The sequence below is a fragment of the Streptococcus sp. CCH8-H5 genome (genome assembly GCF_001556505.1).
Taxonomy (GTDB): Bacteria; Bacillota; Bacilli; order Lactobacillales; family Streptococcaceae; genus Streptococcus.
The window spans coordinates 37183-57081 of the sequence record NZ_LSIZ01000032.1 but is presented as its reverse complement, the minus strand read 5'-3'; the positions used below and the strand labels follow the sequence as shown (position 1 = coordinate 57081).

14 protein-coding genes are annotated in these 19899 nt (G+C 41.8%); 1 reads left to right on the top strand and 13 read right to left on the bottom strand.

The window, feature by feature from the left end; translation table 11 throughout:
• The first annotated feature begins 58 nt into the window (after positions 1-58).
• The gene (locus tag AX663_RS01905; RefSeq protein ID WP_002891763.1) at positions 59-790 is read left to right on the top strand and encodes a DUF554 domain-containing protein; all 732 of its coding nucleotides are present in this window, start codon (positions 59-61) and stop codon (positions 788-790) included.
• 352 nt (positions 791-1142) lie between these two features.
• Here the strand turns inward: AX663_RS01905 and addA are convergent, their stop codons facing one another.
• The 13 genes from addA to AX663_RS01840 all read right to left on the bottom strand — a co-directional run bounded on the left by addA (position 1143) and on the right by AX663_RS01840 (position 19794).
• A complete protein-coding gene (gene addA / locus AX663_RS01900; protein ID WP_060972538.1) occupies positions 1143-4796 on the bottom strand; it encodes a helicase-exonuclease AddAB subunit AddA in 3654 nt (1217 codons plus the stop codon).
• On the bottom strand, positions 4786-8106 hold the full coding sequence (gene rexB, locus AX663_RS01895) for an ATP-dependent nuclease subunit B (protein ID WP_060972675.1): 3321 nt from the start codon (positions 8104-8106) through the stop codon (positions 4786-4788). Before rexB ends, addA begins: the two co-directional genes overlap by 11 nt.
• Before the next feature lie 245 nt (positions 8107-8351).
• Entirely contained in the window at positions 8352-9725 is a 1374-nt protein-coding gene (locus tag AX663_RS01890; protein ID WP_060972537.1) for a GHKL domain-containing protein, read from the bottom strand.
• A 33-nt stretch (positions 9726-9758) separates the two neighbouring features.
• Positions 9759-11069 carry a hypothetical protein gene (locus tag AX663_RS01885; RefSeq protein WP_060972536.1) on the bottom strand — a complete coding sequence of 437 codons (1311 nt, stop codon included), beginning with the start codon at positions 11067-11069 and terminating at the stop codon, positions 9759-9761.
• A 331-nt stretch (positions 11070-11400) separates the two neighbouring features.
• Positions 11401-13146, bottom strand: a complete 1746-nt coding sequence (locus tag AX663_RS01880; protein ID WP_060972535.1) for a DUF6287 domain-containing protein — start codon at positions 13144-13146, stop codon at positions 11401-11403.
• A gap of 9 nt (positions 13147-13155) precedes the next feature.
• Complete coding sequence (locus tag AX663_RS01875; RefSeq protein ID WP_002891774.1) at positions 13156-13416, bottom strand: hypothetical protein; 261 nt, start codon at positions 13414-13416, stop codon at positions 13156-13158.
• On the bottom strand, positions 13417-14232 hold the full coding sequence (locus tag AX663_RS01870; RefSeq protein WP_002891777.1) for an ABC transporter permease: 816 nt from the start codon (positions 14230-14232) through the stop codon (positions 13417-13419). It lies immediately after the preceding gene.
• An 8-nt stretch (positions 14233-14240) separates the two neighbouring features.
• On the bottom strand, positions 14241-15026 hold the full coding sequence (locus tag AX663_RS01865; RefSeq protein ID WP_002891779.1) for an ATP-binding cassette domain-containing protein: 786 nt from the start codon (positions 15024-15026) through the stop codon (positions 14241-14243).
• 9 nt (positions 15027-15035) lie between these two features.
• Positions 15036-15548: a hypothetical protein gene (locus tag AX663_RS01860; RefSeq protein WP_060972534.1), complete on the bottom strand. Its 513-nt coding sequence runs from the start codon at positions 15546-15548 to the stop codon at positions 15036-15038.
• Positions 15545-17143, bottom strand: a complete 1599-nt coding sequence (locus AX663_RS01855) for an Hsp70 family protein (protein ID WP_060972533.1) — start codon at positions 17141-17143, stop codon at positions 15545-15547. The genes AX663_RS01860 and AX663_RS01855 overlap by 4 nt, the downstream gene beginning before the upstream one ends.
• A gap of 370 nt (positions 17144-17513) precedes the next feature.
• Positions 17514-18551 (bottom strand): S66 family peptidase, encoded by a 1038-nt coding sequence (locus AX663_RS01850; protein ID WP_060972532.1) that lies wholly within the window; start codon positions 18549-18551, stop codon positions 17514-17516.
• Positions 18552-18647: 96 nt separating this feature from the next.
• Complete coding sequence (locus AX663_RS01845; RefSeq protein WP_060972531.1) at positions 18648-19343, bottom strand: hypothetical protein; 696 nt, start codon at positions 19341-19343, stop codon at positions 18648-18650.
• Between the two features lie 4 nt (positions 19344-19347).
• The gene (locus AX663_RS01840; RefSeq protein ID WP_037598460.1) at positions 19348-19794 is read right to left on the bottom strand and encodes a LytTR family DNA-binding domain-containing protein; all 447 of its coding nucleotides are present in this window, start codon (positions 19792-19794) and stop codon (positions 19348-19350) included.
• Positions 19795-19899 lie beyond the last annotated feature (105 nt).

Below are 19899 nucleotides of genomic sequence, written 5' to 3'. Positions count from 1 at the left end.
TCGATTTTTGATAATGCTAAACTTATAGTATTTAGAATAAATAGGAGGAAAATCACTGATGCCAACTGGAATTATCATCAACTCGCTATCTATTATCTTAGGAGGAATCGCTGGAGGGCTCTTCGGGGACTATCTCAGAGACGATTTCAAGGAAAATCTTAACCTTATCTTTGGTCTAGCCTCTATGGTTATGGGGATTAGCGCTATTATGAATATGGTTAACATGCCTGCCGTTATCTTTGCGGTAGTTATCGGTACCATCATTGGGCTGGCCCTAAAGTTTGGAAACCTCATCAACAAGGGAGCTGGGCTTATGGAAAAAGGCTTGTCCAAGATTACACCAAGCAAGCAAACAGGGTTAGCTCACGATGAATTTTATGCGCAGCTCTTGACAGTTATCGTCCTTTTTTGTGCGAGTGGTACAGGAATTTACGGGAGTCTTGAGTCTGGGATGACAGGCGATGCTTCTATCTTAATTTCTAAATCTATCCTAGATTTCTTTACGGCTATGATTTTCTCTTGTAGTCTAGGCTACATCGTCTCCATGATTGCCATTCCACAATTTATCGTTTTCTTCCTCCTCTTTGTTAGTGCTGGTTTCATTCTCCCTCTAACAACAAAAGCCATGATTGGAGACTTTAAGGCTTGCGGGGGCTTCCTCATGATTGCGACCGGTTTTCGTATTATGAAACTGCGTCAATTCCCAACAGCAGATATGATTCCAGCCATGATTCTGGTTATGCCTATTTCCTGGGCCTGGGTCAATTGGGTAGTGCCTTTGATTAGTTGATATTAGGATTAAAATAAACTAAAACCGTCAGTCTAATGCTGGCGGTTTTTGTCTCTATTTATTGCTATTATGGATTCTAACTATTAAAAACTAGTAATATTTGTGGCAGTTATTTCTAATTTTTCTAACCTTGTTTAGACTAAGATGAGTTTGTTATAATAGCCCTTGTAGGCCTAAGCAACCTACAAGATACTTTTTTTCATAACTATTTCCATCCTCTAATATTTTAACGAACTTACAATACTGATGGAAATCTATCGAAAAGACTGGTGTGTGCACACCGGTCTTTTTTGGTGGGATTAAGACACAAAAAAACCACTCTTTCACTATGAAAGAATGGTTATGTTATAGCTTATACTTCTACGACTTCCAGGTCTTTTCCACCTAGGAGAATAAGGTATTTATCAATCTTATCGATTTGATAGGCTTGGCTGAGTGCTTTAGCATAGAGGCTCATTTGCCCTTTGTAACGTTCCTTAAGTTCACTAGGATGAGTGAAGCGGTCCGTCTTATAGTCAAAGAGGACAATACGGTCTTCAAGAAGAAGGTAGCCATCGATGATACCACGGACGACAAAGTCTTCTTTACTAGCGGGATCTTCTGCCAACATAGCAAATGGTGCTTCACGACGCAACTTACCACGGTTAGCTAGAATGAGCTTCCCAAGTTCGGTGTCAAAAAAGCCTAATAGCTTTTCTAACTGCACACGCGCCTTAACTTGATCATCTGCCGATACCCGACTCAAGGCCTGTGTCAAATCTTGGAGGGTCACCTTGTCAGAAAGAATCAAGCGTTGCATGAGTTCATGGGTGGCTGAACCAACTGCAGCTCCAGTGACCTTAGTTTTTTGCCCAAAGTCTGGAAGCTCAAAGGTAGCGGTAGTCTCAAGAGGTTGCACTTCCTCTTTCTTGTCCATAATATCCACCCCTTCGGTATCCATAACAGGTTCGTAGAAGGCTTTGAGCTGGCTCGGCGTACGCACAGATGGTAGGTCAATCGCTGGTGCATAAAGCTGGTTGAGTTTTTCAACACTTTCTAAGACAGTTAGGGCACGCTTAATGTCTTCCGTCTGGCGGTTGTTAGATAAGTCATCGGCATCTACTGCCGCCTTGACTTGAACCTGACCAATAGCCTCTGGTGTCAACTCCTCAGCCTCAACAAAGCGAACAGTAAACTTGAGGTCCTTTCTCATAAAGGCGGTATCCAAAGCCATGACCCAATCCTGATAAGTAGCGATTTGGTCACGTAGAGCTACTGGTAGGCGATTATTTTCGACATCCGTGCCAAATTGCTGGGTTAATTTTTCCTTACTACCCTTACCAACCAGGTAGAGTTTTTTCTCTGCACGAGTCATTGCAACATAGAGCAGACGCATCTCTTCTGAGATACTTGCTCGACGCTCTTCCCTACGATTTTCCTGGAAGGTTAAGGTCTCTAGAACAACATTTAACTTGGGCAAATTGGTGTTTATCTGGTCTTTAAGGTCAGCTAGGTACTTAATGCCAAGTCCTTTTTCACGGTTGATAATATACTTACCACTTAGTCCATCCCTACTGTGACCAATGAACTTGCGATTCATCTGCAAGACAAAAACATACTTGAATTCTAGCCCCTTGGACTTGTGAATCGTCATAAGGCTAACGGCATTTTTAGGAACCAAGTCTGTCACTTCCTCTAGGTCGTTACCGCTAGAAATGATCTTATCAATCATACCAATAAAACGAGAAAGTCCCTTAAAACCAGTCTTTTCATAGGCATTGGCACGCAAAGCAAGGGCGTAGAGATTAGCCTGACGTTGCTCAGCTCGAGGGAGACTTCCAACATAATCATAATAGAAACGATCGTCGTAAATCTTCCAAATGAGGTCGTAGAGCGAGTGCCACTTACTGTAATCACGCCAATCTGCCAGAGTCTCAGTGAAAAGAGTCAACTTGGCATCAAGTCCTTGTGTGACAACTTCCGGATGAAGCCCTGTTTTAGTGCAAGCTACAAGAAGCTTGTCATAGAATTGTCCTTCGTCAGCCTGGACAGCAATACGAGCCAAATCATCCTCGTTGAAATTAAACATCGGTGAACGAAGGAGGGCAACGAGTGCATAGTCATTAAGAGGATTATTGATGGCACGAAGGGTATCCAACATAATCATAACTTCTAGCGACTCTAGGTAACTTGACTTGTACTCGTCAGGAACCAAAGGGATTCCATGCTCCTCGAAGCTTGCCATCAAGTCCAGATAGGTGTTGCGGGTTGGTGCTAGGAGGGTAATGTCCTCAAAACGTACACCCTGCTTATGAAGGTTGATAATTTCTTTGATAACCAAGGAAATCTCACCACTACTGATAGGTTGATCAGAACCTTCCTCGTCAGGAGTCACACTTGCTTCATCACTATTGTAAATCAGAACCTCAGTCTCATTTTCAGGATGGGGCTCTTTTTGCTTCTCGCTACCTGCTACCAACATATGCGTCTTGTCATAAAGGATATCTCCGATTTCCTGATCCATGAGGTGGCTGAAAACACCATTGGTCGCATCAAGAACTTCAGATTGGCTACGGAAGTTCTCTTTAAGGAGAATTAGCTTACCTGCATCTGGATTTTCAAGGAAGAGCTGGAACTTGCCATTAAAAATCTGAGGGTCTGCCTGACGAAAACGATAGATGGATTGCTTGATATCTCCCACCATGAATCGGTTGTGACCGTTAGAGAGGAGCTCCAACATGCGTTCTTGGGTATGGCTATTGTCTTGATACTCGTCTACCATTACTTCATGGTAACGGTCACGGTAGCTGGCTGCCACCTCTGGATTTTCCTCCAAAATACGGATGGCAAAGTGGGCAATATCTGAGAATTCAAAGGCATTTTCCTGAACCTTGGCCTGTAAATACTGGTCTGAAAAATCAAGCACAAAGGCCTGAAGCAGCTCTAACAGAGGTAGGATGTCATCATTATGCTTGGTCAAAACCTCGAGGACCGTTAGTTGGGTATCAATCTCACGCAACTGGGCCACAAACTCATTTTTGGTCTTGTTGTAAGCTTCCTTGTAGGCCTTGAGTTCCTCGTCTTTAGGACGGGTCATATTTGTCAAGCCAGTCCCTCCTGACAGAGTCAAGAGTTGTTTGAGCAAGTCCTCCATATCGGTTTGGTCATTGGCCAAGGCTCCCTCCAGAAGGCTAATGGCATCTGACACATTAATCAGATACTTGGCCTTGGCAAATTCACGCTGAGCTAGACCTAAATGGTCTCTTAAGAAGGCTAAGAAATCAGCCAACAAGCCATCTTTGAGACCCTCTAAAAGCTCAACTTTAGCCTTGTCTGGATTAGCATCCGTCTGCCCTTTTAAGAGATTCTGACGTAGCCATTTTTCAGGACCTGCAGTAGCCTGAGAAAAGTTATAGACATCGTAAACTAGATCACGGAAGGCCTTACTAGTCTTACCATTTCCAGCGAAGTTGCGGACCAATTTTTGGAAAAGTTGGGCATCCTTGGCTTGCATGTAATCATTGAAGAGATCAACATAAACCTCATTTTTCATGAGTATCTGCTCAGCAGGATCTGTCATGATGCGGAAAATAGGTGACACACCCAGGAGATAGCCATACTGATTAACCAATTTCTGGGTGAAGGCATCCATGGTTCCAATATCAGCCGTCCCAATCTTGGCTATCTGGTCTGAAAGAAAGGCACGCTCTTCATCCGTCTCAACTTCTCCCAACTGCTCTGTCAGACGCTTTTCCAGACGCTCTTTCAACTCACCTGCAGCCTTTACCGTAAAGGTTGAGATAAAGAGTTGGTCAATACCAACGCCACGTCCAATCATATCAAGGATACGCTCAACCATGACAAAGGTTTTTCCTGATCCGGCCGAAGCTGACACAAGAATATTGCTACCATTACTGTAAATGGCTTCAATCTGCTCAGGTGTTAACTTGCGTTCCTTGTCAGAAGCTGCTTCTTGGGCAATGCGTTCCTTAATCTCTGTTGGACTTAAAAAAGCTTTAGTCAACATGGTTGTCCTCCTGGTCTTTTTTGTCTGCTTTTACAGCTTGATCAGTGACTGGAAAGGGGATGATATTTTCAGCAACTTGCATCTGATTATTGTCCTCGTCTTTTGTCATCAGCTCCAAATAGGCTTCCTTCTTGCCCTTACTTGGTAAACGCAAGAGTTTACGAGCCTGTCCCATGTGGCGGTCGGCCTCAAAATGAGTAATAGACTTGATTTGATCCCCTTGAACAGACTTGCCATCCTCGGTATAAGGATTGACCGCAAAATTCCCACTTCGAATAATCTCAGCAGCATCTGTAAAGAGTTTTATATTGTAGTCTAACAAGGTTTCTAGGTACTCCTTATCATAGGTGACAGTCTTTTGTAAATCATAGTTTCCACCAGCCAGATGCTCTGTTTCTGAAGCCACAAAGAGCCCCTTATAGGTCAATTCCTTATGAGCCTGAGCTGCTAGCTTATCCAGACCAAACTGAGCCAAGTTAAGCTGTGGGTCCTGCATGTGAAGATACATGGCACCAAAAAACTGGTCAGCATCGACCTTATAGGTTTGTCGAAGGGCCTCCAGATAGGTCACCAATTGCGGACTGAGGCCATTGTAGAATTTCTGAATGTCAAAGACATTTTTACCTGATTTGTAGTCAACGACACCCAGAGCCCCATCCGTTAAACGGTCCACTCGGTCAATAATCCCTGTAATCTTGATGCTATTTGCTAAAAGCAAGTCAAACTTGGCTTCCTCACGCTCAACCTTAACCGCCGCATTGTCACGCAAAACACTGGCAGTTGAACGGGCGATATCTTCCAAGATCTGACGAGACAAGCGACTCTCTTGGTCCTCGGTATAGAGAATTTCAAAGGGTTGTTCCTGATTGGTCTGAGCAATAGCCTTTTCCAATTTATCATCGAAGTTTTCTGACGAAGAATCACCCATCACACGCTCAAAGACACGGTGTAAATAAGTCCCGTGGTGTCGGGCATCTGGATGGATGGATTCCAACTCTTCAAGTCCCAAAACATAACGCAAGAAATAAAGATATTGGTTGTTATAGAAGGTCGTCAGAGCCGAAGCTGATAATTTTAGTGGTTCTTCCCCCGGAAAGACCAGCTGCATGACCTGATCATCCACCTTGGTCGTCGTCACATCGTCAATCACATTTGGAATCAAGACTTGGTCCTTATCAAGTCGCTTACGGAGATAACGCACAGCAACTGACCAAAACGTCTGCGTTTCCTTGTCCAAATCAGCATCTAGATGGCTACTGTTAAGGGCAATGACAGTCGATAGGAGGTCCTTGTAGTTCCCAATCTGGTCACCCTTAGCCTCGAAACGATTACGTCCCTTTTCAACCAAAGGAAGACCAAGGTCAAGAAGTTCCTTCAAATAAACCGACATGTCATCCTGCGTCTCATTGAGAATTTGTGGCTGACTAAGCACCAATTGTTCACTAGCCGCATTGAAAAGCGACATAGCCACAAAATGCCCCCGCTGACTATTGCTCTGCGTAACAATATCCAAACTCCTATGCTCATCCGTCGCCTCATTGATACGACTACGTTCCTCATCAGACAGGAGACTCTTATTTTCCCCAACCTTTGGAAAATGCGACTGAGTCATGCCTAAGGCAAAAACGTAAGGAGCTGAATGTGGTTGAATCAAATCGTATTTCTTCACATTGACCACATCAACAGTGGCTGGAACCGTACGGTAATCACAGGCCAACATTCCCGAACGCAAGATGGACAAAAAGTCGTCCACTGACAGTGTTTCTTCTCCAAAAATAGTCTCAACCTGTTCCAAGAGTTGGGTGAAAGACTTCCAGACCTGTTCATTCTGCTCTTTTTCAGCTTCACTGGCCTTGGCAGTCAAACTAGCCATCTGACTTGGCACTTGCACAGCCTCTAAAAAGACCGCAAGTTTCTTAAGCAGACTAGAACCCTTTTGTTTGCGACTGTTAAGCAACTTGTCCAAAGGCTCTACCAGTTGTGAGCGCAAGGCATTAAGCTGGTCTAAATCATACTTATCACGACTATTGGCCGTAAAATCAGACAAGAACTTGTGACGCCCCTTGATATCTGCAAAATTGACATAATACTCAAAAAGGTCTAAGTCCTCTTGAGTAAAACCACCATAGAGACCGGATTTTACGAGATTAAGCAAATCCTCAGCACGATAATTATAGCGCTTGATACGCTCTAGCGAATCCACAAACTGCACTAAAGGATGGCTAGACATGGTTTCTTCCTTACCGAAATAATAGGGAATATCAAATTTTCGGAAAATCTGACCCACCTGAAGCTTATAACTCTCCTCATCACCAAGCAGGACCAAGATATCCTTGTAGCGCTTACCATCCGCCAGCAACTGACGAATACTCTTGGCAACCTGAGCCACCTCTTCCTTTTGGTTGACCACTTCCCAGACCTGCAAGGCTTGCTTGTCTTGATCAGTAACCTTCTCATCTACCGTACTAAAATCATGACGGCTCTCCAAAAGACGACTAATACGTGCAAAAGAAGGATTGCCCTCTTTGTCTGTCGTCACGTAGTCAGGTGTCACCTTATAGGTCTGAGCCAAAGTCCTCAAAAAATCCACTGAGGCCTGATAAACATTGCCATAAACAAAGTTAGCCTTATAAGCTTTTTGACTGGCATAAGTCCCAATGACAATCTGGTGGCACTTATCATTCAAGAGTGCAACCAGTGCTTCCTCCTCGGCAGAGAAACGCGTAAAGCCATCAATGACCAAAACCGTGTTACTCAAGGCCTTATCTAGGTGGCCTGAGGTAATCTCCTTGAAGAAGGCACTGAGTTTTGATTGATTGTCGAAATCTCCCGCCAACAAGAGATCCTGAGCCGCACTGAAAATCCTTACCAAATCCTCTTGTTTCTCCGCCTGATCCAAATGCTGCAAATCCAGAACTGTCATATTAGCCTGCTGCAACTCTTTGTAAAGGTCCACCAATTGATTAATAAAGTTACTATCCTTGCGTAAACGACCATAAACCTTGAGGTCATCATCACCCATATGTGACAAGACCTTATAAAAAATCATGGCCAGACCAGTATCATCCAGCTGAGTTTTCGGGTTACTCGTATTGAGAATAAAATACCTAGCCATCTGAGTAAAACGAGTCACCGTAATCTCAAAGGACGCTGACTGAGGCAGGTATTCCAAGACCTTACGCTCCTTCTCAAATGATAGGGCATTAGGGGCAATATAAAAGACCCTCTTCCCCTTTTGAGCATAGCTAGTCGCCTGCTCCGTCAGAATTTCAGTTAAATCCTGAGACATATCCGTATAAAGTAATTTCATAAGACGTCCCTTTCTTGTCTCTACACCAGTCGTTAGGCTAAGCAATCGCCATTCACCTAGCGCTAACAACCACTAATCCTTGCTATTATAACACAGAATGAAGCAACAATCAGACTCCTCCCTCACCCCTTCCTCCTCCGATGTCCTAAGGTTCAGACATAAGCATAAGCTCAGCAGCAAAGAGCCCTACTTTATGGATCTGTAACGAAAAAAAGAGCCAAATCCTTTGATTTAGCTCCATATATTTATTTAAAAATCAATTCCTGTTTGAAGAGGTAATCACCACTGCTTGTAATCAGATTGGCATCACTATACTTCCTAAGAATATCCTTGGCTGAGTGAAGGTTAAGACCAGAGGTCTTCTTCTGATTTTCTTCCTGCATAATGGCATCAAGGTCAACTTTTTCTTCTTGCGTCCTATTTTCCATGACGAAATGGTAACTCCCATCCTTATCATGACGATGAAAACTAAAATTGATTTGACTGGCAGGCACCTGCTTACTCTCATCAATCGCATTACTAAAGAAAATGGACACCAGCAAGGTCAAGTCAACCACGTTCATGGTAAAGCCTGAAATCTCCTCAGGAATATCACAAGTCACTGGAATATTACTACGTTTAGCCTCCATTATACGAGCCGAAAGAAGACTACGTAAGGGCAAGGATTGAATATTTTCTAGCTTAGGATTATCAATGACACGGAAACGTTCAAACTCCTTGGCACTCTCTCTAAGAACATTCTGATACACCTGTTCAGCAAGGGCCTCTTCCTGGTCACGCACTTCCTCTGAAAATTGTTCCACAACCGTCTGATAAGACTGTCTGTATTGTAACAATTCATTGTAGAGAAGATCAATCTTTTGGTTGGCCTTGGTCAAACTATTCAAATGCCGTTTTTCCTCCATGGCCAAACTCTCTTCCAAATACTGCCTAGACAGTTGATTAAGATGAGCAACTAGGAAAATAAAGGCCACTGCAGACAAGAGAACCCCTAACATACGAAGTCTCAATTCCAAATCTAAAGAATAACCAGGTAACCAGTCATCTAAATTCATACTGAGAAAGATTCCCACTAAATAAGTAGCCATGGCTAAGGCAGCTCTTCTAGAAATCTGGAGGTTATGGAAAGAGTCATCACTATAGACCTTCCAACGCTTCAAATCCAAGCCCAAGAAACGGTCAAAAACAAAATAAAGTGGCAAAATCAAACCGTAAGATAAGAGATAGAAAAGTGCATTAGACCCCACCTCAGCTACAGGGAGATTTAAGAGAAGGGGAATAAAGAAGAGCCCCAATAAACGATAAAGCAAATCTGATGTCACCACTGGAAACAAGGTATGAAAAGCATACTGCGTTACCGTCCAAGTCTTTCCTTTAGCCAGAATAGCCAAAACCATCAGAATAAAGACATCAGCAATCATGTTCATACTCTTAATATTATACTGAAGGACCACATCTAGCAGGGCTAAGGTCAGAAACACCGTCCAGGAGATACGAATGTCTGTCATTCGTTTGAAAATAGCACAGTTTATCGTCAGCGTTAAAATAATCTGAATGGCTAGAAAGGCATCTGTATTATAGAGATTTAAAAAATTTATTCCCAAAAACGATTCAAACATCGAATCTCCTTTCTATATATTTTTTCAAGTTGTTTAGTATTCAAATTGCTGTCTATAGATGAACTTATCATTCTTAAAGCTAAGTTTAGACTGAGGGTAACGCTCCATAATATCTTCGAACTGTTCATTGATTGACAGATGATTCTCGTACGCCTTGTGAGGTGCCTCAGCACTGTCTTGCGAAAGGGTTGTCTCTACAGAGAGGACCTGAACCTCTCCACTTTGGTAATAAGACAGACGAACTAAGCTATTTTCTTGACCATGAGCTCTCAATAAGGCATTGTCCAAGAAGGTCGTTAGGACAGCTGATAAATCCACTATATCAATATGGGATGGGGATATAGGGTCTGGAACCTCCATGATAAAATCAACTCCAACAGCATGAAACTCCATATACTTACTCTCAATGACGGAACGTAACAATTGAGAAAGCAGGTTGGGAATATCTGGCATAACCTTGCTGAAGGGAACTTCTTCCTCAGATAGGTTTTGACTGTCTCCCTCTTGACTAGTAGCCAGAACAGTCTTAGCCTTCTTAGGTACAACTACCTTAGGCACTCCATCACGGTATAACTCCTGATAAAGATGGAGGATATGCCTACTAGATTCCTGTAAGCTCTGGAAATGACGTTCCTGCTCCTCTTTCAACTCCAGAAAAAGTTCATCCTTTATCCACTGATTGGCATAGGAAACAACGATAAAGAAGGCGCCTGTTGCCAATAGAACGACCAACTTAGCATAATTGTTAACCACTTCCACAGGCCAGATACTAGCAAAGTAAGGCATGAATTCATTTAAAAGCCCATATGAAAGAAAGGCAAAGCTAACCCCAATAACAATAGGGGTGAAGTGTATGCGCAAGCGCTCCTTTTCCTCGACCTGCAAATATTCATAACCAATAAAACGGTGAACCAAGAGGTAAATAGGATAGGTAACTACCACACAGATAAACTCCGTTAAAGATTCTGGAATACGGCTAGTCAAGTCGGCTCCCAAAAGTAAAGGAAAGACGATTAATGACAGGCCCCGTATAATGATATTGGTTGTTCCCCAGGCATAAAAGCTATTAAATACCGGCTCTATCCATGGCAAGTCTGGACGTTTGTAATAACTAAAACAAAATAATATGAGAGGATTAAGTAAAAATTTGAATCCCATAGGAAGAAGGGGAGTCAAAACAACTGACAAAAGACCACCTAATAAAAGTAGCCTCCAAGAAATCTTGACCCTACCAGCTGCATGAAACATCAGATAATTGACAAAGAAAATCAAGAGTGTGTCTATAGATACTAGCCAATGAAAATCTTTAAAAACAGCAAATAGCGATTCAATAATAAAAGTCATTCTTTTCCCCCTCTCCCTTTAATCTGATTTAAGAAACTTCCTCAAAAATCCCCTAGGAAGCCCTTTTTACAACACTACTCATTATATAGCTTTTTGTAAGTTTTCACAATAATTAAATTTCTAATAAAGTTTATAATACCTCTAAGAATCCATTTATTTATATAAGATGGACTTACTATTAAATTAAAGTTACAAATGTAACATAAAAAGTTGAGATAATTTTATCTCAACTTTTTCATTAAAGACATATTCTTTTAGAAACTTTCTTTAGGTGACTACGGACCTCTGCGACCTTCTTAGAAGTTCCAAGACTTACTTTTAAGCCTAAGGTCTAGTCAGCCTTATAGTAAAATTGTTTGGCGTCAGATTGTGCATCCCCTGATTGGGTCACTAGGATACGGTCTTTGGTATTATCTGAAGCATCAGGATTATTTCCTGACACATTTGGTAATGTCGTACCTTTCGGGATGAAAAAGATTATTGCGCCATACATCCCTGTTCTTAGACTCGCTCTTAGGTAGCCATTTTCAAGACTTGAATTAGCATTTTGAACTTCATAATCTGTTGGTGCAGTTACTTGATCCTTAGAAAATGTCAAACTATTACCATTCCCATTCTTCCAAGTCCCTTCAAGGCTTTGGAAGTTATTATCCTTGATAGCATTAACATCCATGCCTGTTTGATCGGTCTTGGTTTCCGTTTTTGATTCTGTTTTGGCCTCTGATGAGCTTGACGATGACTCTGATGATTGTGAAGAACTTGAAGATTCTGTGCTATCAGACGTGCTAGCACTAGAGTAATGCTTGAGCAGCTCTTGGTAAGCCTCTTGCATGTCATCTGGTGCTACCTTATAGGTCTGAACAGCCTTCTTATCGTAATTGCCCTTCCAGTAGTTAGTTACATAATAAACAGTACCATTAGATCCGAGAACAATTTGGTAAGAATCCTTATCTTGGTCAACCAAATCCTTATAGAGCTTGTTGTAGCCATTATAATTGCCACCAGTTTTATCATCAGCTGAAAAGTCCTTAAAGAGGGCTTTTTGTTCAGCGGCATCGTCTTCATACATAGCATGTTTCTTATCCTTCAAGGTATAAAGACGGAAAGATGATGTTGGGCTATAGTCTGCGGTCTTACCACTATTTTCATTAATTCCTAGAGCAAAGGAATCAACCGTGTTTTTATAGTCCTTGAAATCATAGTTTGAGACTTCCTTACCATTGATGATACCACTCGGAACACCAGTAATATGTTCATAGCCATCTGCATTGATGAGATTAGCAAGGATGGTAATCGTTTGGCTGCTATCTTTTTCCTTAGGTGCCTTAAATGAAAGGAAGGTTGGACTACCATCATTGACCTTAGTGATACTGTCAAAGCTACTTTGAACTAAAACAGCATCCTTGGCATAATCAGACTGATAGAGCCATTTCCCAAAAGCTTCCGTGATAGACTTAATGTCCTCAGTCGAATAGTCTGCAATATAAGTGGTTTCCTTATCACCATTGACATCCGTCTTAGTCTTGATATCTGCATTTGGCTTATTTGGATCGTTAGAAGACGACTCTGAGCTTGCGTCGCTACCAGAGGATGATGAAGTACTTGATTCCAAAATATCCTTAATAATGCTTTTAACTTGGCTACTTGAAGAACTAGACGAAGCCTCGCTAGACTCAACGACTTCAGAACCTCCCTCAACCTGAGTATAGGTGTTTGAGTCAGTCATTTCAACCTTTGCATCTCCTCCAGGCACCATACTTGGTGTGATACGGATAGTACCGTCTGAGTTGCCGTTAGTTCCAGCCAACTTAAAGCTCAAAGAACGGTCTTCGCCGGCTTGGGCATTAGCCTGATAAGTATCCCCAGTCTCCGTATTTTTAACTTCGTATTTGTCTCCCTTGATTTTTCGGACTTCAAAACGCACCTTGTTCCCGGTATTCTTATCGACAACGGTTGTGGCATAAACTCTTGAAGACGATGTAAAAGCCGTGCTCTGAGTGTATTTTCCAAGTACCATGAAGACCAAAAAGACAAGCAAGGCCAAACCGATAAACTTTTTATGTTTAAACTGTTTCATGAGGTTCTCCTAGATAAATAGATAGCCAACAACATAGCCAAAGAGAGCAATACAAATCAAGAGCAAAATTTCCAAAACTAAAAACCAGCTAAACTTGAGATCTCCCAAACCAACCTTAGACAAGACTTGTCTGAATTTAGAATTTTTCTGTCTGCTTAAGCCACTAGAAAGAGCAAAACCAGTCTTAGCAGCTTCGGCAACTTCCTTATCACTTGGCTTGCGACCATACTGAACTTGGAAGTCAATTAGCCATTCATCATATTGTTGCATTTATTTCTCCTTCTTCTGAAGTGTGACGAAAAAGAGTAGGGCATAAACGAGGCAATGAAGTACCAAAGCCCACCATTGGCCCCAGAATTCACCTGTAGACCCTTGAAAGGCCTCCAACTGGCTCTTAGGAACAGGGACCCTGTACTTAGCCAAGCTAGATGGCAAGTCTGACAAGTCACTAGAAATCCCAAAAAGCTTGTGCCCATAACCTAGATAGATAAATTTTTGTACCCAATCAATGGCTTTTGGCAAAGATAGGATAGTTCCTGACAATGAAAATTGCATGATCCCCACAACAACTGCTAGGATAACAGAGGTAATCTCAGATTTGCCAACCAAGGCTGAGATAAAAAGGGCAATGAAATGCGAAGCCAAGAAAACCAGAAGCACTGTAATCCCAACTTCCCAACGGTAGGAACCAAAAATATGACCAGCGTCTGGAAATTCTTTGTCAAAGAACTTACTAAAAACAGAGTAAGATAGGATAAAGACAATAGTTTCCAAAACGGCAAAGAAGGCGTGAATCCCCATACTAGCCAAGGCAAAGGCCGAACGACTCAAACCTGAGAAAAAGTCACGGTTGAGGACTGAGCGTTCCTTAGAAATATAAATACTGTTTTGAACCACAATCAAGAGACTGGTTGAGAAAAGCAAGAGAAAGAGGGTCATTCGAGTTGTTTCGAAATCTTTCAAAAATCCCTTGTCTTGAATATAGAGGATTAAGCCTTCGAAAGCGACAATGCCCAGAAGAACCTTAACAAAATCCATGTAGTGGTGTTTAAATTTATACCAACTTAATCGTAATGCTGCGTTCATAAGTCTCCCTAAATCTTGTAAATACGTGTTGAAGCATTGAGCTCTTGGTAGACATCTGCGATATTCATATCCATATATTTACGAATCATATAAGGATCGCTAGTCTTGTATTCCAAAAGCAACTCTTCATAAGTCCCTGCAAATGTCGGACGTCCCTTAGACAAGAAGATAATCTTGTCAAAAATAGCCAAATTTTCTGTGTTGTGGGTAATAACCACAATAGACTTGTTAGCTGATTTAGCCAAGATTTTCAAGGTACGTAAGAGATTACGGTCACTAAGGGCATCCAAGCCTGAAGACGGCTCATCAAGGATAAAGTAGGGACTAGGGCTAAGAAGCTCGATACCAATGGAGACACGGCGTTTTTGCCCACCAGAAAGCTCTGAAATCTTCTTGTTTGCAAATTCCGTCAACCCTAAATCATCCATAATCCCTGCAATGCGATGCTTTTTAGTCAGCTTACCACTTCCTTTCAGATGATGGTCCGCATAAAAATCAAAGGTCTCAGATACCTTGAGGTACTCACGTAGAAGATTTTGTTGGGGCACATAGGACCAAGAGCGTGAACCAGCAGTCACAGGTTTGCCATTTTCTAAAATACGAAATTGTTGGCAGGTTGGTTTAAGCTGGCCAAGGAGAATCTCAGTTAAAGTTGTTTTCCCTGAACCAGAGGCACCCAAGATACCGACAACTTGGCCAGTCTCCATAGTAACATCCAAATCTGTAAAGAGCTGGTTATCATTTCCCTTATATTTGAAACAGATATGTTCAAATGTTAATTGATTGGTTTCCATTAATATCTCCTAAGACATAAGTAACATCAAAGCCACAATTAGAATGGCTCCGATAATAAGAACGATGACATTGATATTGAAAAAGAGAATCAAGCTTAGTAGAATCACAAAGGCGAAGGCGGCAAAGAGGTAATTTTTAAGAGGTGACTCTTTGGTCTGAGTCACCGCAACAGGTTCAAAAGGGATTTCCTTTTTACCTGATACATTGCTAGTATCAGTGGTCGTCCCCTTGTCAACTTCCAAGGTCTTTCTCTGAGCCTGTCTAAGCTTTCGGTCGTATTGTAACTTCTCATGGTCTGAGAAAAAGATTGAGCGAATCGTGTAGAGCTCACTGCGCAAACGCTCACCTTCTTTATCCAAGGTACCATTTGTCCAGAGCTCCTCCAGCTCCTCACGTAAAAAGGAAAGGGCCACGAAACAATCTTGAGCCGACATCTCTGGAGAGACACGGTTACTGACCTCTCTTAAATAGGGCACTTCCTGTCCTGTCTCTGTATCAATTGCTTTGTAGTAGTCTATCATGAGATGAATTTAGCAAAAATAGCTTGAAGTTCTGACAAATCTTCCTTAACCACTTCTTGGGTTTGGTTGACTTGTGCATTGACTGAAAAGCGTGCCACAACAGTATTGCTTCGAGGATCCGACACTGTCACAGTAACAATTTGTTCTGAGTCAAAGGCATAGGTGACTTGCGCCAAGAGCTCGCCTTTCTGACGAGGTTGTGGCACTTGCCCTTCCACTTGTCCTAAAATCTTCACAGCAAATGGATTCTCGTAATTTCCTTCTGTGATACGAAGTTTAAACTTGCTCTGTCCATCCACGACCGCAAAGAGATCCTTGGTAACAGCCAAAGGCAAGACCGAGTTACGTGGAACCACGACACTATTATAGTAGTCACCCACAAAGCTGTAGTTCTTGTTTGGATTTTTCTTGAAGAGCAGACCTATTCCCTGAGAGGTCACATCCTTGACAACTACTCTGTCTGTCTCAGTTGTCTTACCATCCTGGTGCTCAGAGAAGCTAACCTCGTTATTGACGATAAGCTCGGCCAAAATAGATGCCCCCTGTGCCACGATAGTGTCTGGATTAAGGTCAAACTTAGGTTCCAAACCACTCATCAAACGAATCATTTGACGAATCATTGGCATACGTGTTGAACCACCCACAAGCAGGATATGGTCGATTTCTTCCCATTTCAAGCCAGACGCTTGAAGGGTAGATTGTACCTTGATTTCAGTATCTTTGAGGAGGTCCAAGGTAATTTCATTGAAAATTGCTTGAGTAATCAAGACACCGTAACCTTGACCATTGACATAATGCTCATAGAGAGCTTGGTCATTCACAGATAGACTAGTCTTAATCTGCTCAGCCTTATATTGAAGTTGAATTTTTTCCTTCTCGGAAAGGTTAGTCATATTGACCCCTTGTTTTTCCAACTCTTGCATGATGTAGCCCACAAGACGCTTATCAAAGTCAATCCCACCAAGGCGTGAATTCCCGTCAGTCGCTAAAATATCATAGGCATGATCAGCCACGCGCATGATGGTAACATCAAAAGTTCCTCCACCAAGGTCAAAGACCAAGACATTTCCTTGGGCACTTTTAGTGTGGGCATAGGCAATGGCCGCAGCTGTAGGCTCATTGATAATACGCAAGACATTAAATCCTGCGATACGACCAGCATTCTTCGTTGCCGCACGTTGATCTGACGTAAAGTAGGCAGGCACAGTGATGACAGCATCCTTGATACCGTCTGCTTGTCCCATCTCCTGACCAACGACATAGGCGCGTTTACGGAATTCGTTCAAAACCAAGGCCGAAAGAATAATAGAATTAACACGTGTGTGGTCTGGTGTATCACTGGCAATCGGACGCCCGATGTCACGTTTGAAGTCAAACTTAAAGTTTTCTGTACTTCCGATTTCTGTCCCACGCTCGATGGCTTCTTTACCAAAAGATACATGGTTTTGGCCACTAATATTTGAGAAGTAAACCGCTGAACGTAAGACCTGATCGTCATTCGTCCCCATCGGAATAATCTCTGGCACATCTTCACGAACAACAGCCATAACGGAATTCGTTGTTCCTAAATCAATACCAATCGCTTTTTTTCTCATAACAATTTCCCTTCTAGCCTCATTCCTCATTCCTCATTTTGAGTTTTCTTGGCTATAGCTCCAAACAGGCAGCCGCTTAGATTGTCTCCATTCATCGCTGTCACATAAAACTCCAAAAGAGTAAAGTTATTCCAGTCTAGTTTTTTTCACTATACTATATTATCACAAATAAAGAGACTATAAAATAGGAAAAAAGGGAGTAGGACCGAACAACTTTTTAAAAATTGTTCCTTGCCCCACTCCCCTTGAGTATCAATCAATCTGATAGACTGGATGAACTTAGAAATACAGGAGTATTATCCACTTAAAGTGTCATGCTTTATAGCAACTAAGATACTCCTACTTTCTAAAAAAAGCTGAGAGTCTTATCTCAGCTTTCTTTGTTATAGTCAAAGTGGATGACTTGCTTCTTTGCATCTACATACGCGTGGACTCCGAAGGGAACAATGGCTCTTGGAGTTGCGTGTCCGACATTCAGATTATAGACAATTGGGATATTGCTATCAATGATGTCCATTAAAGCTTCCTTATAGTCGTCATAGAAGGTTTCATCCATAGGTTTCCCAACCAGGAGTCCACTGATGACCTCAAATATCCTAGTTTCTTTTAAAGTTTGCAACATTTTTTTGAAATCATCAGGTTCAGGCTTTTCTTCACTTGTTTCTAGCAATAGAATCTTTCCTTCCCAGTCGGATAAGTCAGGGAAAAGTTTGTATTTTTGGCAGAGGTCTGTGCTATCTGCGTGTAGAGAGTTGTCAAAGATATCGTAGAGGGATTCGAGGCAACCGCCGAGAATTTCCCCCTCGAACTGGGCAGTTCCTTGTAACAAGTCAAAACCTGTATTTGCATGGCTGACACGAGGTGTTCCCAAAGCTTTGGGACTAAAATCAGTCCGTTCCTCATACCAAACGTTACTAGGTCGAATTTCTGAGATTTTTCCAGTCTCAATCAATTCTTTAAAGTAGTGGAGGCTATATGGCAACATTTCTTTGTCTAACTCACAAATGTCTGCTAGAAATGATTGACCGTAAAAAGTATTGATTCCTAGTTTATGCAACATGAGGTGGTTCATGGTTGTATCCGAGAAACCGAGAAAAATCTTTGGTTTGATAACCTTTTGTAGTTGGTCATTTTCAAAGAGGTAGGGTAGCAAGCGATAGGTATCGTCCCCACCGATGGCGCATAGAATCATGTCGATGCTATCATCAGAAAAGGCATGAATCAAATCCTCTGCACGAGCTTCAGGGTGTTCTTTGATAAAGTCTAATCCTTTTAGTGAATGGGGCAAAAAGACAGGTTTGAGTCCGAGGTCCTTGAGACGTTGAATACCCAAGTCCACTTCGTGCTTGACAAAGTCTTCACCGATAATCCCACTAGATAAACTTATAATACCAATAGTAGAAACCATGTCTTGTCCCTCCTGAAAATAGATTGAGCCTATCTTATCACAGGAGATGAGATAAAACAATAGGTATTATATTAATCAGAGGTTCCCTCCACTAACTTAATCAATCGCATTCTCACCAACATAAATAATTTCTAAATTACCCAAGGAAACATCACCTTTGATGTAGAAGTCCTTGTTAGTTAAGTTGCTAGGATTTTCCTCATGCTGTACAGCTGAAAGAGAGTTATCCACATTCACATGTACCCGCCAATCACTGGGCACATAGAGGCTAAGACTTCCAAGAGAAACGTCCACATCAAACTGGGCAGATGGCCCCTCAATACGGCAATTATCAAAATAAACGGAAGCCTGTCCTAAACTAACTTCCGCACTCCCATGCGTAAATTGCTGGTCATTGAGATATTTGGTCACTACTGAAAAAGTGACATCAATATCATTTCCACCATTATTAGCGTCTGAACCAGTAGAACCCAGTCCAAAGCGATTCTTTGTTTTACTAGAAGGATTGAAGAGAATGTTCAAGCCAATAACTGCAAGAATGGAAGAAAAGATAAGGACCGAATTAGATACTGGAAGAAAATGGAACTGTCCATTAAGTGAAAATAGAGCCACAATGCCATAGGCGAAACCAAGACCAAAATGTCGCTTCAAAAGACTAGAAAGGGACAAAATTGCCAATAAGACTACCCAGGCCAACATCCAAATACTAATTTCCCATTTTATAAAATAGTCTTGTACAATTACCAAAGCTGCCAAAAGGATCAAGAGGATCCCAATTAATTTCTTTCTCATTATCTTACCTCATTTCGTTTAGTCGTTCTTTTAAAACTTGATAGTAGCGTCTTGATACATGGACCTGCTTGTGGGTCTGATAGAAATTCACCGTACTAGTCCCCGAAAAAGACTTCTCTAAAGAATAAATCTGCTTAGCATTAACAATCGTCGATTTGGAAATCCGACAAAAGGCAATCGGGAGCAACTCTTCTAATTCGTAGAGCTTTTGCTTCACCTCATAGGCCTCATCCTTGGTATGTCCAAAAATCTTTTCCCCGTCTGTTTCAAAAAAGAGAATATTTGCCAAATCCAGAAAATATTCGCTTCGATCCTTGTAAAAGGCTAAAGGAACTAACTTTTGCTTTAGAATAGATTCTTGGAGCTGGGCCAATTCCTGTGTTAACCGAGGAGCTCGAATCAAGATTTCAGGCTCATCCATGGATGGGTCCAATTCGATTCTAACTTTCATAATACTCCTTTCCTGTCCTTTTGATGCTTCCATTATAACAACTGCTTTACACAAAACAAGGCCTTTTAGGTAAGTGGCACGGTTTAGCCCCTAAGAGGTAATAAC